Annotated in this window: 12 protein-coding genes and 1 rRNA gene; all 13 read left to right on the forward strand. The window is 72.1% G+C overall.

Going from position 1 to position 15,041, the window contains the following annotated elements:
* Positions 1-87 (forward strand): 5S ribosomal RNA (rrf, locus tag AB0H81_RS38685); the annotation flags it as partial.
* Between the two features lie 317 nt (positions 88-404).
* On the forward strand, positions 405-1,694 hold the full coding sequence (locus AB0H81_RS38690; protein ID WP_358385454.1) for a folylpolyglutamate synthase/dihydrofolate synthase family protein: 1,290 nt from the start codon (positions 405-407) through the stop codon (positions 1,692-1,694).
* Positions 1,694-2,059, forward strand: coding sequence for a DUF4233 domain-containing protein (locus tag AB0H81_RS38695; RefSeq protein WP_358385430.1), 366 nt, complete (start codon positions 1,694-1,696; stop codon positions 2,057-2,059). The genes AB0H81_RS38690 and AB0H81_RS38695 overlap by 1 nt, the downstream gene beginning before the upstream one ends.
* Positions 2,060-2,070: 11 nt before the next feature.
* Positions 2,071-4,380 carry a hypothetical protein gene (locus AB0H81_RS38700; RefSeq protein WP_358385433.1) on the forward strand — a complete coding sequence of 770 codons (2,310 nt, stop codon included), beginning with the start codon at positions 2,071-2,073 and terminating at the stop codon, positions 4,378-4,380.
* Positions 4,381-4,915: 535 nt separating this feature from the next.
* On the forward strand, positions 4,916-5,326 hold the full coding sequence (ndk, locus tag AB0H81_RS38705) for a nucleoside-diphosphate kinase (protein ID WP_080046153.1): 411 nt from the start codon (positions 4,916-4,918) through the stop codon (positions 5,324-5,326).
* A gap of 266 nt (positions 5,327-5,592) precedes the next feature.
* Positions 5,593-6,624 carry a rod shape-determining protein gene (locus AB0H81_RS38710; RefSeq protein WP_175587994.1) on the forward strand — a complete coding sequence of 344 codons (1,032 nt, stop codon included), beginning with the start codon at positions 5,593-5,595 and terminating at the stop codon, positions 6,622-6,624.
* Positions 6,625-6,637: 13 nt separating this feature from the next.
* Entirely contained in the window at positions 6,638-7,516 is an 879-nt protein-coding gene (mreC, locus tag AB0H81_RS38715) for a rod shape-determining protein MreC (RefSeq protein ID WP_358385435.1), read from the forward strand.
* Positions 7,513-7,977, forward strand: coding sequence for a rod shape-determining protein MreD (gene mreD / locus AB0H81_RS38720; protein WP_358385438.1), 465 nt, complete (start codon positions 7,513-7,515; stop codon positions 7,975-7,977). Before mreC ends, mreD begins: the two co-directional genes overlap by 4 nt.
* The gene (gene mrdA / locus AB0H81_RS38725; protein WP_358385440.1) at positions 7,974-10,016 is read left to right on the forward strand and encodes a penicillin-binding protein 2; all 2,043 of its coding nucleotides are present in this window, start codon (positions 7,974-7,976) and stop codon (positions 10,014-10,016) included. The genes mreD and mrdA overlap by 4 nt, the downstream gene beginning before the upstream one ends.
* A gap of 49 nt (positions 10,017-10,065) precedes the next feature.
* On the forward strand, positions 10,066-11,235 hold the full coding sequence (gene rodA / locus AB0H81_RS38730; protein WP_358385443.1) for a rod shape-determining protein RodA: 1,170 nt from the start codon (positions 10,066-10,068) through the stop codon (positions 11,233-11,235).
* Positions 11,236-11,296: 61 nt separating this feature from the next.
* Positions 11,297-13,207 carry a TIGR03960 family B12-binding radical SAM protein gene (locus AB0H81_RS38735; protein WP_358385446.1) on the forward strand — a complete coding sequence of 637 codons (1,911 nt, stop codon included), beginning with the start codon at positions 11,297-11,299 and terminating at the stop codon, positions 13,205-13,207.
* A gap of 217 nt (positions 13,208-13,424) precedes the next feature.
* On the forward strand, positions 13,425-14,177 hold the full coding sequence (locus tag AB0H81_RS38740; RefSeq protein WP_358385448.1) for a TIGR03936 family radical SAM-associated protein: 753 nt from the start codon (positions 13,425-13,427) through the stop codon (positions 14,175-14,177).
* 143 nt (positions 14,178-14,320) lie between these two features.
* The gene (locus tag AB0H81_RS38745; RefSeq protein ID WP_358385451.1) at positions 14,321-15,025 is read left to right on the forward strand and encodes a hypothetical protein; all 705 of its coding nucleotides are present in this window, start codon (positions 14,321-14,323) and stop codon (positions 15,023-15,025) included.
* The last annotated feature ends 16 nt before the right edge of the window (positions 15,026-15,041 follow it).

The following is a 15,041-nucleotide window of genomic DNA, read 5'->3' on the forward strand; positions in this document are numbered from 1 at the left end:
GGTTACATTCCGAACCCGGAAGTTAAGCTTCCCAGCGCCGATGGTACTGCACTCGGGAGGGTGTGGGAGAGTAGGTCACCGCCGGACAATCTTTGTATGACAGGTAAGGGCTCCATCCGGAGCTTCTCGGGCCAGGGTTGGCTTTGAGAGGCGGAGGGTGGGGCCCTTTCTTGCGTTCTGGGACCTGCATGGGAGTGCCACTCGTGCGTGGTGCGTAGCACGTCGCAGCCCCGGCATCTGTCCCATGCCGGCATCTGCCCCGGTCCCGGGCATCTGGCCGGCCCCGCGGCTTCGTCCCAGATGTCGCTTGATCAGCTATCCCACCCCCGCCGGCCCTGTCTCCGACCGGTCGCGGCGCTCAGTAGGGTTGAGGGGTGGACTACCGTGCTGTTGAACGCGCGATCATGGAGCGGGGCGTCGAATGGGACTTCGAGCCCACACTCGACCGGATCGCCGCCCTGCTCGACCTGCTCGGCTCGCCCCAGCGGGCGTATCCGGTCATTCACATAGCGGGCACCAACGGCAAGACCAGTACGGCTCGGCTGACCGAGGCGCTGCTCCGGGAGCGTAATCTCCGCGTCGGCCGGTTCACCAGCCCGCATCTCGTCTCGATGCGCGAGCGCATCACCGTGGACGGCGAGCCGCTGAGCGAGGAGCGCTTCGCGCAGGTGTACGAGGAGATCATCCCGTACGTCGAGCTGACCGACACGCAGGGCCGCCGCATCCAGTTCTTCGAGCTGCTGACGGCCATGGCGTTCGCGGCCTTCGCCGACACCCCGGTCGACGTCGCCGTGATCGAGACCGGGATGGGCGGGTCCTGGGACGCGACGAACGTCGCCGACGGCACCGTCGCCGTCATCACCCCCATCTCGCTCGACCACACTGACCGGCTTGGCCCGGACATCCCGAGCATCGCCGGCGAGAAGGCCGGCATCCTCAAGCCCGGCGCCACCGCCATACTCGCCCAGCAGGAGCTGGAGGCGGCCGAGGTGCTCATGCGGCGGGCCGCCGACGTGGGCGCGGTCGTGGCGCGCGAGGGCCTGGAGTTCGGCGTGCTGGCCCGGGAGGTGGCGATCGGCGGTCAGCTCCTGACGCTGCGCGGCCTCAAGGGCGTCTACGACGAGGTGTACCTGCCGCTCTACGGCGCCCATCAGGCGAGCAACGCCGTCAACGCGCTGGCCGCCGTCGAGGCGCTCACGGGCGGCGACGACCCTCTCGACGTGGACCTGGTACGGCAGGCGTTCGCGCAGGCGTCGTCGCCGGGACGGCTGGAGGTCGTCCGCCGCACCCCGACCGTGGTGGTCGACGCCGCGCACAACCCCGGCGGCATGCAGGCCACGCTGGAGGCGTTGCACGAGGCGTTCGACTTCGCCAAGGTCGTCGGCGTCGTCGCCGCCATGGGCGACAAGGACGTCGACGCCATGCTGGAGCTCCTGGAGCCGATGCTGGAGGAGATCGTCGTCACCCGTAACTCCTCGCCCAGGTCGATGGCGCCCGAGGAGCTCGCGCGGCTGGCCGAGCCCATCTTCGGCGCGGACCGTGTGCACGTCGTCGAGCGTCTCGACGACGCGATCGACATGGGCATCGGCATCGCCGACGCCGAGGGCGAGTTCAGCGGCACGGGCGTGCTGATCACCGGGTCCGTGGTGACCGCCGGCGACGCCCGCCTCCTGCTGAGGGTGGAGGGCGAGTGATGGCCGGCGACGGGAAGGGCCTGCTGAGCTTCGAAGTGACCCCCGGCATGCGCCGGCTCGGGTCGAGCGTGCTCGGCATGGAGGCCATCGTCGCCGGGCTGATCACCCCGGTCGCGATCGCCGTGAACGGGGTGCGGCCCCCGCTCGCGGTCACGGCCGGCATCGGCCTGGCCGTGTTGTGCGTGGTGGCGGCGGGCCTGCTCAAGAAGCCGATCGGGTACGTCCTGGGCAGCCTGGTCCAGGTGATCGCCATCGCGACGGGGTTCCTGGTCACGGCCATGTTCTTCCTCGGCGCGATCTTCCTGGCGCTGTGGATCACCGCGATATTCGTCGCTCGCCGTGTCGAAGGCGTGACTTCCCGCTAAAGTCGGCCAACATGGCCGTCCCCCCGATTCAGCGGACCCCGAACCAGCCGGCCACGGGATCCGACCCCGGCGCCACCTACCCGTGGTTCCTCGACATCGTGCTGGCGCTGCTCATCGTGGCCGCGCTGCCCCTGGCGATCGTCGCCATCCCCAACACCGTCTCGGTCGTCGGCGACCTGCTGCCGCCCGGGTTCGACCGGCTCGGGCTCATGCGCGCGCACGGCCTGGCCCTGCCCGCGATGATGCTGACGGTCCCGCTCGCCGCCGTGGCGCTGGGCAGGGTGAGGGTCGCCTACATCCTGATCGCCGGGCTCGCGCTGCTGGCCGTGGCCGACGCCGCCGGCGGCTACGCGGGCTCGACGTTCCTCGTCGGCGTGCTGCGCGTCGTCCACGGCGTGGGCGCCGGGCTGCTGCTCCCCGCCACGCTGGTGGCCGCCTGGGAGCGCCCGGCGGTGCTGCGCGCCGTCTGGTCGGGGGTGCTGGCGCTCAGCCTGCTCAGCGCGCAGGCGCTCGCCCTGTGGCCGCTCGACGGCGTGAGCGACTGGAAGGTGACGCTCCAGCCGTACCCCATGCTGACCGGCGCCGCGCTGGTGCTGGCCGCCGCCTATCTGGTGCTGTGGCTGCTGTACGGCCCACGCCCCGCGCCGCGGCCCCAGCCGCGCGAGCGCAGCCGGTTGCTGCTGGCGACCATGCCCGCCGCGGGCATCGCGATCGTGGCCATCAGCACCGCGAGCGAGGACTGGCGTCCCAACGTCGTGATCGTGGTCGCCGTGCTCGCCGTGGGAGCGCTTCTCGCGCTCGCGTCCATCGGTGTTCCGGAGGCACGTTCGCTCGCCTACGTGATGGTCGCCGTCGGCGCCGTGCTGCTGCCGAGCATCGCGCAGGTGACGTACGTCGAGATGGGCGGGCTCGGCGGGCCCGGTCTGAAGGGGCTGTGGGGGCCGTTCGGCGTGGCGGGCGGGCTGGCCGTGGCTGCGGCGGTGCTGGTGCGGCTGTTCGTCCGGGCCGAGGCGTCGTGGCCGGCGCCGTTCGGGCTGCTGGCGATGGTCGTGGGCCTGTGCTCGGTGCGGGTCGTGGTGCCGGCGGCCGACGGGCGGGTGCTGGTCGTGCCGTTCACGCTGCTGGCGGTGGGCGCGGCCGTGGCCCTGACGGCGTCGCTGCGGCGCGCCGGGGTCGGGGCCGCGCTGTTCGGGCTGGCGCTGTGCTTTCCCGCCGTGCTGTCGGGCTACCTGCTCGGCAGTGGGGTGCAGATGGCGATGCTGCGCGGGGTGAGCACGCCGCAGCAGCTCGTGGACCGGTTCGTGGGTGCGCTGCACATGTGGGCGCTCATCGGCGGGTTCCTGGTGGTGGCGGTGATCGTGCTGGCCGCGCTGTTGTCGCGTCGTGGGCCCGGCTCCGAGGTGGTGGGGGTCGATGAAGGGCCTGGCGGGCCTTCCGGCGGTGGGCTTCCCGGTGATGCCGATCCGGCGGACGGCTCAGTGGGCGACTCCCCAGGCGGACGAGGGGACATGGCGGACGATTCCGGAGATGTCGCCCGTCCCGCTGGCGTCTCGGGCTCTGCTGGTGGTTTCGATGCCGCCGGTGTCTCCAGGGCTGGTGGTGTCTCCGGTTCTGCGAGTGGCTCCGGTGTCTCTGGTGCCGCCGGTGTCTCAAGTTCTGCTGTTGGCTCCGATGGCGCTGGTGTCTCCACTCCTGCTGGCGTCTCGGGAGCCGCGGGTTCGGCGAGGGGCGTCGGGGCCGACGGCGCGATCAGCGCTGACGGGGCGGAGTCCGAGGGCGGATCGGCTGCGGGCGTCGCGGGGAACCGCTCCGGAGGGCTCGGTAAGGGGTCCCTGGGCGCGTTCGAGGTGTCCCATGGGGAGACGAGCGGGGGAGGCGGCGCCGAGCGCCGTGAGAAGGCTCTCAGGGACGCGGGCGAGAAGCGCGGGGAGTTCGCGCCAGGCGCCGTGAATGGCGAGAACCCGGTGAGCGGCAGGGACGCGGGCGAGAGGCGGGGTGGGCCCTCACCCGGTGCCGTGGACCAAAGGGACGCGGCAGGCGACGACGACGCGCCCACCGGGGCGATTCCCCGGGTGGGCGCCTCCACGGCCAACGGACGTTCCCCGTGGAAGGGGAGCGTTCCGGCACAGACGCCCTCGCCCGGGCCCGCCGACGGGTCGGGAGCCTTCGGGGAGGGGCGGACGGCGCCGGGAGCGGGCGGAAGCGCGGCTGAGCGCCGCCCCCGCCCGCCCGCGGGGGACGAGACGGACGCCGGGGGCACCGAGCACCTTCCGGCTGTCCCCCCGCAGGCCGCCTCCCCCGAGGACGGCTCCCAAGAGTGAGGCCGCCCCGAGCGGCCCCCCGCGCGATGCACTTCCGCTCGTCGGGCGCCCCTTCAGCGCACTCGGCTCTGCGGGCGGCCCTTCCAAGCGCATCCGGGCCCTCGGACGCCCTGCGGATCCGGGTCCTCGGGCGCCTTTCACGCGCACCCGGGTCCTTGAGCGTCCGTCCGCGTGCTCGCGCTCCTGGGCGCCTCCTCTCGCCCTCCGGTCCTCCGGCGCTCTTCTCGCGCTCCGCCTCCCCGGACGTCCTTCCCACGTGCTCCGTCCCCCGGGGGCCAGCCCCGTGGCGCTCGGCCTGAGCGGTGGTGCCGGGACGAACAGGCTTGCTGCCGCCCCGTCGGTCCGGAAGGCCGCGTGGGGGCGGGAAAATCGCCGCCTCGTCGTACGGCGCGGGGGAGGCGTCCGGGGGACGGTAAGCTGAGCCGCAGCTACAGCGACGCGAGGTCGTCCGTGCCGCGGAGCGTTCCCGGCGGAGTCATCCCGGCGTCCGTAGCCGCATCCGCGACCCCCAGACCTGTTCAAAGGAGAACCTCAAGTGTCCGAGCGCACTCTTGTCCTGATCAAGCCCGACGGGGTGAAGCGCGGCCTCATCGGTGACGTGATCGCCCGCGTGGAGCGCAAGGGCCTCAAGGTCGTCGCGATGGACCTGCGCACCCTCGACGCCGACACCGCCAAGGCCCACTACGCCGAGCACTCCGAGCGGCCGTTCTTCGGCGAGCTCGTCGAGTTCATCACCTCCGGCCCGCTCGTCGCCATGGTGCTGGAGGGCCCGCGCGCGGTCGAGGCGTTCCGCGCCCTGGCCGGGCTCACCGACCCGGTGAAGTCGGCTCCCGGCACGATCCGCGGCGACCACGCCCTGGAGATCGGCGAGAACGTCGTCCACGGCTCCGACTCGCCCGAGTCCGCCGCCCGCGAGATCAAGATCTTCTTCCCGGACCGCTTCTAGGAGCACCGGAAGGGCCGCGCCCCTTCCGTCCGGATTCGTGAGTGCCCGCCACGGCCCTGTGCCAGGCGGGCATTCCGCGTTTCTGATCACCTTGCGGTGCACTCTCCGCGTTTACCGGAAACCGGGCAAAAGGCGCTTGGTGGAGAGGCGACAGGATTTTTGTGGGGCGCGCGGGCTCGTTGCGTCCGGCGGTGGGTACGTCACGTTACGATTCGAATTCGCTCCGTAGCGATTGGCGTACGATATTACGGAAGGCTCCGTTCCCCATGGGCAGCAAGCTCGCGTTTCTCGGCCGGGACATGGCGGTCGACCTGGGCACCGCCAACACGCTGGTGTACGTGCGGGGCCGAGGCATCGTCCTCAATGAGCCGTCCGTCGTCGCCATCAACACCTCCACCGGCAAGATCGTGGCGGTCGGCATCGAGGCCAAGCGGATGATCGGCCGCACGCCCGGCCACATCGTCGCGGTGCGGCCGCTCAAGGACGGCGTCATCGCCGACTTCGACGTGACGGAGCGGATGCTGCGCTACTTCATCCAGCGGGTGCACAAGCGCCGCCACTTCGCAAAACCGCGCGTGATCATCGCGGTGCCGAGCGGGATCACGAGCGTGGAGCAGCGGGCGGTGAAGGAGGCCGGCTACCAGGCGGGCGCGCGCAAGGTCTACATCGTCGAGGAGCCGATGGCGGCGGCGATCGGCGCGGGGCTGCCGGTCCACGAGCCCACCGGCAACATGGTCGTCGACATCGGCGGCGGCACCACCGAGGTGGCGATCATCTCGATGGGCGGCGTGGTGACGAGCCAGTCGATCAGGATCGGCGGGGACGAGCTCGACCAGGCGGTGATCACGTTCGCGAAGAAGGAGTACTCGCTCATGCTGGGCGAGCGCACCGCCGAGGAGATCAAGATGGCGATCGGCTCCGCCTGGCCGACCGAGGAGGAGGCGCACGCCGAGATCCGCGGCCGTGACCTGGTGACGGGCCTGCCGAAGACGGTCGTCGTGTCGGGCGAGGAGGTCCGCAGGGCGACCGAGGAGCCGGTCGGCTCCATCGTCGACGCGGTCAAGTCCACGCTCGACCGCTGCCCGCCGGAGCTGGCCGGCGACCTGATGGACCGCGGCATCGCGCTGACCGGGGGCGGCGCCCTGCTCAAGGGCATGGAGGAGCGGATCAGGGCCGAGACGGGCATGCCCGTCCACCTGGTCGACAACGCCCTCGACTCGGTCGCTCTCGGCTCGGGCCGGTGCGTGGAGGAGTTCGAGGAGCTGCAGCAGGTGCTCGTGCCGGAATCCCGCCGTTGAGGGGGGACTTCTGATGAGGGACACCCGCCGTGCCCGGCTGATCCTCGGCACGCTGCTGGCGGTCGCCCTGGTGGCGCTGACCGTCGACCACCGCGCCGGCGCGGGCTCGCCGTTCGTGCCGGTGCGCGCGGCGGGGGCGTGGCTGTTCGGCGCGGTCGAGGGCGCCGCGGGGGTCGTGGCCCGGCCGGTGACCGGCTTCGTCCACGCGATCGTCACCGCGCCCGGCGCGCAGGACGAGCTCAAGCGGCTGCGGGCCGAGAACGCCCGGCTGCGCACGGGGCTGATCGCGAGCCGGCTCGACGGCCACAGGTCCGCCGAGCTGAAGCGGATGCTCGGCACGTCCGGCCGCGGCGGCTACACGGTCGTGACCGGCAACGTGATCGCCCGGCGCGGCAATCCCGGCTTCGAGGACGCCGTGCAGCTCGACATCGGCACGGACGACGGGGTGCGTCCCGAGATGACCGTGATGAACGCCGACGGGCTGGTGGGCCGGGTGGTGCAGGCCGGTGCCCGCACGTCCACGGTGGTGCTCATCAGCGACCGGGCCTCGGCCACGGGGGCCCGGCTGGAGGGCGGCCAGGAGATCGGCGTCGTCCACGGGGTCGGCGAGAACGGGCGCCTGGTGCAGTTCAAGCTGCTCGACGCGACCGCGCCGATGGCGCCGGGCGGGCGCATCGTGAGCTTCGGCTCGCAGCACGGCCGGCCGTACGTGCCGGGGCTGCCGGTGGGGGTGATCGAACGGGTGGAGGCGACGCCGGGCGAGCTGACGCGGGTCGCGTTCGCGCGGCCGTACGCGGATCTGACGGCGCTGGACGTGGTGGGGGTGGTCGTGCGCGGTCCGGCGCGTGATCCGCGCGACGCGGTGCTGCCGCCGAAGGAGGGAGCGCGATGACGGCTCTGCTGGTCGTGCCGCTCGCGGTGCTGCTGCAGGTGATCCTGGTCAACCGGGTGCCGCTGCCGGGAGGCGGCACGCCTGACCTGGTGCTGCTGGCGGTGACGGGCGTGGCGATGGCGAGGGGGCCCGCGACCGGCGCGGTGATCGGGTTCTGCGCGGGACTGCTGGTGGACGTCATGCCGCCGGCCGCCCATCTGATGGGCCTGTACGCGTTCACGCTGGCGGTCATCGGCTACGTCGCCGGGCGCGGGCTCGGCACGCCCGTGACCACCGTCATGCTGTGCGTGCTGCTCGGGCCGCTGCTGGCCGCCGGGCTCGGCGGGCTGATCTCCGATCCGCGGGTGAACGTCGACACCTTCACCGACCAGGTGCCGCTGACGATCGCCTACACGTTCTTCCTGTCGCCCGTCGTCATGTGGTGGGCCGGCCGCGCGGGGGAGCCGGGGTACGCGACATGATCCGGATGCGGGCCCGGCTGTTCGTGCTGCACGTGCTCGTCCTGACCCTGCTCGTGGTGCTGGCCGTACGGCTGTGGCAGGTGCAGGTGGTGCGCGGGCAGGAGTTCGTGACCAGGGCGACCGAGACGAGGACGCGCACGGTGATCGAGCCCGCGGTGCGCGGGCAGATCCTCGACTCCTCCGGCCGGCCGCTGGTGCGCAACCAGACGGCCCTGGTGGTGTCGGTCGACCGGACCGCGCTGGCGCGCACGCCCGATGGCGGCAAGGCGGTGCTGCGCAAGCTCAGCGCCGTGCTGGGCACGCCGGTCAAGAAGCTCCAGGAACGCATCCGGCCCTGTGGGCCCGGCGTCTCGCAGCCGTGCTGGACGGGCTCGCCGTACCAGCCGGTGCCCGTCGAGCAGAAGGCCGACACGCGCCAGGCGCTGCAGATCCTCGAACGGCAGGAGGACTTCCCCGGCGTCAGCGCCGAGATCCAGTCGGTGCGGCAGTATCCCGGCGGCGAGGCGGGCGCGCAGATGCTCGGCTACCTGCAGCCGGTCACCGAGGCCGAGCTGGAGAAGCGCGCCGGGCTCAAGGCCGCCTACTCCGGCGTCGACCTGGCCGGGCGCGACGGCCTGGAGGAGGTGTACGACGAGGCGCTGCGCGGCAAGCCGGGGATGCGCCGCGTGCAGGTGGACCGGATGGGCAAGGCCATCGGCCTCGAGCAGCAGGTACGGCCGGTCAGCGGCGACAACCTGATCACCAGCATCGACGCCCGCGTGCAGGCCGTGGCCGAGCGGGCCCTGGCCAAGGCGATGCGCAACGCGCCGAAGGCCGACGGCGGCGCGGCCGTGGTGCTCGACGCGCGCACGTCGCGGGTGCTGGCGCTGGCCAGCGCGCCCGGCTACGACCCGGCGGTGTGGGCGGGCGGCATCTCGGCGAGCGGCTACCAGCGGCTGCTGTCGCCGAAGTCCGGCATGCCGCTGGTGTCCCGGGCGATCAACGGGCAGTTCGCTCCGGGCTCGACGTTCAAGGTCTCGTCGGTCACGGCGATGCTGCGGGCCGGCTACCCGCTGAACGGCACCTACGACTGCCCCGGCTCGTACATGGTGGGCGACCGGGCGTTCAACAACTTCCGGGGCATCGGTCTCGGCCCGATGAACCTGCACACCGCGCTGGTCAAGTCGTGCGACACGATCTTCTACCGGGCGGCGTACGAGCAGTACCTGCGCGACGGCGGGCGCAATCCGAAGAAGAAGCCGCGGGAGATCTTCGCCGACACCGCCAGGGCGTTCGGTTTCGGCCGCCCCACGGGCATCGACCTGCCCGGCGAGTCGTCCGGCCGCATCCCCGACCGCCGCTGGAAGAAGGAGATGTGGACCCTGACCAGCGGCACCAACTGTCGGCGCGCGCAGACCGGCTACCCCGAGGTGACCGACCGGGCGCGGGCCGACTTCCTCAAGCGGCTGGCCTCCGAGAACTGCGCGGAGGGCTTCATCCTGCGGCCCGGCGACTCGGCGAACTTCTCCATCGGCCAGGGCGACGTGCTGGTGACGCCGCTGCAGCTCGCCCGGGCGTACGCGGCGCTGGTCCACGACGGCAAGCTGCGCAGCCCGCGCATCGGCTGGGCGCGGGTGCGGCCCGACGGCACGCTGGTCGAGACGTACGACGTGCCGGTGGTCGGCAAGCTGCCGCTCAGCCAGAAGGAACGCCTCTACATCAAGGACGCGCTCAGCGAGGTGGCCTCCGACGGTACGGCCGCCGGGGCGTTCGCGGGATTCCCCATGGACAAGGTGCGCATCGGCGGCAAGACCGGCACCGCGGAGGTGTGGGGCAAGCAGGACACCTCGTGGTTCGCCTCGTTCGCGCCGACCAACGATCCGCGGTTCGTGGTGGTGGCCATGGTGTCGCAGGGCGGCATGGGCTCGCAGGCGGCGGCGCCGGCCGTACGGGAGATCTACGAGGGCATCTACGGGATCAAGGGCCCGGCGGCCCTGCCGGGCGGCAAACCCGTGGGCAAGCTGCCGAAGTTCGCCCCCGACGGGACGGTGGCGCGGTAGTCGCTCCCAGCGGGGCGAGTGGTGATGGCGCGGCAAGGGCGGAGGGGTGATGGCGGAGCGCGTGCTCAGGAGCGGCCGGCGCGGCTACGGCCGCAGGATGGTGGGCGCGCAGTCGTCGCTGTGGCGGCTTGACGGCGTCATGCTGGTCGCGGTCGCCGCGCTGTGCGTCATCGGCACCCTGCTGGTGTGGTCGTCCACCCGTACGTGGGCGCCGGGCTCGACCGGGCTGGTCAAGAAGCACATGCTCAACCTCGGCATCGGCGTGGTGCTGTGCGCCATGACGACCGCGGTGGACCATCGGGCCATGCGCGCGTACGCGCCGCTGGTGTTCCTGCTCAGCCTGGTGGGGCTCGGGCTGGTGATCTCGCCGCTCGGGGCGACGATCAACGGGTCGCACTCGTGGATCCTGCTGGGCGGCGGGTTCGCGGTGCAGCCGTCGGAGTTCGCCAAGCTCGGGCTGCTGCTGATCCTGGCGATGCTGCTGGCGCAGCCGGCCGAGGGCACCGACCGGCCGCGCACGTTCGACATCGTGCTGGCGCTGTGCGTGGCGGCGCTCACTATGGGCATGGTGATGCTCCAGCCGGACCTCGGCACGGCGCTGGTGCTCGCCGTGATCACCGCCGCGGCGCTGATCATCGGCGGGGTGCGCAAGCGGTGGATCGTGGGGTTGACGCTGGTGGCGGCGACCGGGGTGTTCCTGGTGTTCCGGTTGCAACTGCTGGAGCCGTACCAGATCGCGCGCTTCACCGCGTTCCTCGACCCGGGCGTCGATCCTCGCGGCGTCGGCTACAACAGCACGCAGTCGCTCATCGCGATCGGCTCCGGCCAGGTGTTCGGCAAGGGGTGGCTGCACGGCGGGCAGACGACCGGGCGGTTCGTGCCCGAGCAGCACACCGACTTCATCTTCACGGTCGCGGGGGAGGAGTTCGGCTTCCTCGGCTCGGTGACCATCGTGCTGCTGCTGGGCGTGGTGCTGCTGCGGGGGCTGCGGATCGCCCGGCAGTGCGACGACCGGTTCGGCACGCTGGCGGCGGGCACGATCGTGTGCTGGTTCGCGTTCCAGACGTTCGTCAACATCGGGATGACCATCGGGATCATGCCCATCACCGGGCTGCCGCTGCCGTTCGTGTCGTACGGCGGCACCGCGACCTTCGCCAACCTCATCGCGGTGGGGCTGCTCCAGTCGATCCGGATCCGCGAGCAGCAGCAGTACGCCTGACCGGGGCCCCGCATACCACGCGCCGGGACGGGCCGCTCCCGCGCGCCGCTACCCTGGTCGTATGCCTGTCGAGTCGATTTTCCACCGCCTGGAAGCGCTGCTGCCCAAGGTGCAGAAGCCCATCCAGTACGTCGGGGGTGAGCTCAACTCGACCGTGAAGGACTGGGACGACGCCGACGTGCGCTGGGCGCTGATGTACCCGGACGCCTACGAGGTCGGCCTGCCCAACCAGGGCGTCGCGATCCTCTACGAGATCCTCAACGAGCTGCCCGCCACCCTGGCCGAGCGCACCTACGCCGTCTGGCCCGACCTCGAGGCGCTCATGCGCGCCGAGGGCGTGCCCCAGTTCACCGTCGACGCCCACCGCCCGGTGCGCGCCTTCGACGTGTTCGGCGTGTCGTTCTCCACCGAGCTCGGCTACACCAACATGCTGACCGCGCTCGACCTGGCCGGCATCCCGATGCTGGCCGCCGACCGCGGCGACGACGACCCGATCGTGCTCGCGGGCGGCCACGCCGCGTTCAACCCCGAGCCGATCGCCGACTTCCTCGACGCGGCCGTCCTCGGTGACGGCGAGCAGATCGCCATCGCCATCAGCGAGGTCGTCCGCGAATGGAAGGCCGAGGGCAGGCCCGGCGGCCGCGACGAGCTGCTCATGCGCCTCGCCGAGTCGGGCGGCGTCTACGTGCCCAAGTTCTACGACGTCGACTACCACCCCGACGGGCGCATCAAGCGGGTCGCGCCCAACCGGGCCGACGTCCCGTGGCGCGTCCACAAGCACACCGTCATGGACCTCGACGAGTGGCCCTACCCGAAGAAGCCGCTGGTGCCGCTCGCCGAGACCGTCCACGAGCGGTTCAGCGTGGAGATCTTCCGCGGCTGCACGCGCGGCTGCCGCTTCTGCCAGGCCGGCATGATCACGCGTCCGGTGCGCGAGCGGTCCATCACCACGATCGGCGCCATGGTGGAGAACGGCGTCAAGGAGTCCGGCTTCAACGAGGTCGGCCTGCTGTCGCTGTCGTCGGCCGACCACTCCGAGATCGCCGACGTCGCCAAGGGGCTGGCCGACCGCTACGAGGGCACCAACACCTCGCTGTCGCTGCCCTCCACCCGGGTCGACGCTTTCAACATCGACCTGGCCAACGAGTTCTCCCGCAACGGCCGGCGCTCCGGGCTGACCTTCGCGCCCGAGGGCGGGTCCGAGCGCATGCGCAAGGTGATCAACAAGATGGTCACCGAGGAAGACCTCATCCGCACCGTCACCACCGCCTACGCCCAGGGCTGGCGGCAGGTGAAGCTGTACTTCATGTGCGGGCTGCCCACCGAGACCGACGAGGACGTGCTCGGCATCGCCGACCTGGCCAAGAAGGTCATCAAGGCCGGCCGGGAGATCACCGGCTCGCGCGACATCCGCTGCACCGTGTCCATCGGCGGCTTCGTGCCCAAGCCGCACACGCCGTTCCAGTGGGCCGGCCAGGCCGACCACGAGACCGTCGACCGGCGGCTCAAGGCGCTGCGCGACTCGCTGCGCGGCGACAAGGCGTACGGCAGGGCCATCGGCTTCCGCTACCACGACGGCAAGCCGTCCATCGTCGAGGGCCTGCTCTCGCGCGGTGACCGGCGGGTCGGCGCGGTCATCCGGGCCGTCTGGGAGGACGGCGGGCGCTTCGACGGCTGGAGCGAGCACTTCTCCTACGAGCGGTGGATGGCCGCCGCCGAGAAGGCCGGCGTCGACGTCGACTGGTACACCACGCGCGAGCGCGAGGAGAACGAGGTGCTCCCGTGGGACCACCTCGACGCGGGGCTCGACCGCGAGTGGCTCTGGCAGGACTGGCAGGAGGCCGTCTCCAGCGGCGAGGTCGAGGACTGCCGCTGGACGCCCTGTTACGACTGCGGCGTCTGCCCGACCATGGGCACCGAGATCCAGGTCGGCCCCACGGGGCGCAAGCTCCTTCCGCTCACGGTGGTCTAGGCCCCTTCGCCGCTCCGGAACGCCGGGTCTGCAGGGCCTGTCGCCGTTCCGGAGCGCTGGGTGCGCGGACGGTGCCTCGCCGTGCATGATCCTGAGTCGATCAGGCGTCGAAGCGGCTTATCCTGAAACGAAGGAACTCTGACACGGGAAGGACGACAAAGCTCTGAAACCTGTTCCCGACGGGCCTCCGCCCGCGCCCACGGTGCAGCGCCTGCGCGTGCGCTACGCCAAGCGCGGCCGCCTGCGCTTCACCAGTCACCGCGACATCTCGCGCGCCGTCGAACGTGCGGTTCGCCGTGCCGGCATTCCGGTGGCCTACAGCGCGGGCTTCTCGCCCCACCCCAAGATCTCCTACGCGGGCGCGGCGCCGACCGGCGTCGCCAGCGAGGCCGAATACCTCGAGATCGGCGTCACCACGCCGTGTGAGCCCGAGCGCGTCCGCGGCGACCTCGACGGGTCGCTGCCGCCCGGGCTCGACGTGCTCGACGTCGTCGAGGCAGGGCCGGGAGGGCTGGCCGAGCGCCTGGAGGCCTCGGAGTGGGAGGTGCGGATGCCGGGTGCGGATCCCGGGCTCGCCGGGGTGGCGGTGGAGAAGTTCCTCTCCGCCGGGGCCGTGGAGGTCGAGCGCCTCACCAAGAAAGGCCCGCGCCGCTTCGACGCCCGCGAGGCCGTGCTGAGGCTGGCGGTGTCCGAGGGGACAGGTAGAACCGCAGCTCAGGTGCCCGGACAGTCGTGTGTCATACTGCGCATGGTTGTTCGGCACATGACGCCTGCCGTTCGACCCGACGATGTGCTCGCAGGGCTGCGCCTTGTGGCCGACTTCGCGCCGCCGGTTCCCCCCGAGGTGACCAGGCTGGCGCAGGGGCCGCTGGACGTCGGCACCGGTGCGCTTGCCGACCCGTTCGACCTTGACCGCGAGACCACGCGCGGCGGCGAAGCGGGTCCGGCAGGTGAGCACGTCGCCGGTTAAGGGAGTGTCCCGCATGCGTGGGTCACGACCGCTGACAGGACTTGGCGCCCATGCCCCCTGGCGGGGGTGCGGGCGGACAACGAGACACGAGAGCTCCTGCGCGGCGCGGCGACGCGCCCGGGAGCTGACGGGAGAGCGCCCGCATGCTCGAGAACGAGCCCAACACCGGGGCCACAGGCTCCGACGGCGGAACAACTGAACAGTCATCCACCACACCGCGACGGCGGGCCGCGAGCCGGCCCGCCGGGCCGCCGCCCGAGATTCCGGACGAGCCCGCTCCGGTGACCGTCTCCGCGGCCGAGGCCGCGGAGCGGACCCCGGAGGCGACCGGAGGCGAGGGCCAGCAGAGCGCCGCCGCGGCCGTGCCGAGCCCGGTCGAGGCCGCGGTCGCCGGTGCCGTCTCCGAGGCCGTCTCCGCAGGCGGTGAGGCGGTCGCGGACGACGGTGCGGCCGAGGCCGAGAAGCCGAAGCGATCCAGGACCCGTTCGACGGCCACCACCTCGCGCCGCCGCACCAGCGGGAAGGGTGAGGAGGCCGAGCCGGCCACCACCGGAGCGTCGCCGGACGCCGCCGGCGCGCCCGACGCCCAGAGCGCCGAGCAGGCCGCGCTGGAGACCGCCGACCGCGTCCTCGCGGCCGGGAGCGCTGCTCCGGAGACCGGCGTGCCCGCCGATGAGGCTGCCCCGGTCCGTCGCCGGCGCACCCGTAAGAAGGCGGAGCCCGAGGCCGCGGCCGTCACGGAGGGCGCCGGCCCGACCGGCGACGCAGGCGCGATCGGCACCGAGGCCACCGCGATCGGCGTCGGCGCAGCGATTGGGTCATGGGCAGCAAGCCTCCTTCGTCCTTGAGGACGAATGGGCGGTC

Source organism: Nonomuraea sp. NPDC050691 (assembly GCF_040654455.1).
GTDB lineage: Bacteria > Actinomycetota > Actinomycetes > Streptosporangiales > Streptosporangiaceae > Nonomuraea.

Coding starts and splice junctions, on each gene's coding strand:
- mreC (WP_358385435.1), top strand. CDS start 6,638: ATGAGGGACACCCGCCGTGCCCGGCTGATCCTCGGCACGCTGCTGGCG.
- rodA (WP_358385443.1), top strand. CDS start 10,066: ATGGCGGAGCGCGTGCTCAGGAGCGGCCGGCGCGGCTACGGCCGCAGG.
- AB0H81_RS38695 (WP_358385430.1), top strand. CDS start 1,694: ATGGCCGGCGACGGGAAGGGCCTGCTGAGCTTCGAAGTGACCCCCGGC.
- mreD (WP_358385438.1), top strand. CDS start 7,513: ATGACGGCTCTGCTGGTCGTGCCGCTCGCGGTGCTGCTGCAGGTGATC.
- AB0H81_RS38700 (WP_358385433.1), top strand. CDS start 2,071: ATGGCCGTCCCCCCGATTCAGCGGACCCCGAACCAGCCGGCCACGGGA.
- AB0H81_RS38710 (WP_175587994.1), top strand. CDS start 5,593: ATGGGCAGCAAGCTCGCGTTTCTCGGCCGGGACATGGCGGTCGACCTG.
- AB0H81_RS38690 (WP_358385454.1), top strand. CDS start 405: ATGGAGCGGGGCGTCGAATGGGACTTCGAGCCCACACTCGACCGGATC.
- AB0H81_RS38745 (WP_358385451.1), top strand. CDS start 14,321: ATGCTCGAGAACGAGCCCAACACCGGGGCCACAGGCTCCGACGGCGGA.
- mrdA (WP_358385440.1), top strand. CDS start 7,974: ATGATCCGGATGCGGGCCCGGCTGTTCGTGCTGCACGTGCTCGTCCTG.
- AB0H81_RS38735 (WP_358385446.1), top strand. CDS start 11,297: ATGCCTGTCGAGTCGATTTTCCACCGCCTGGAAGCGCTGCTGCCCAAG.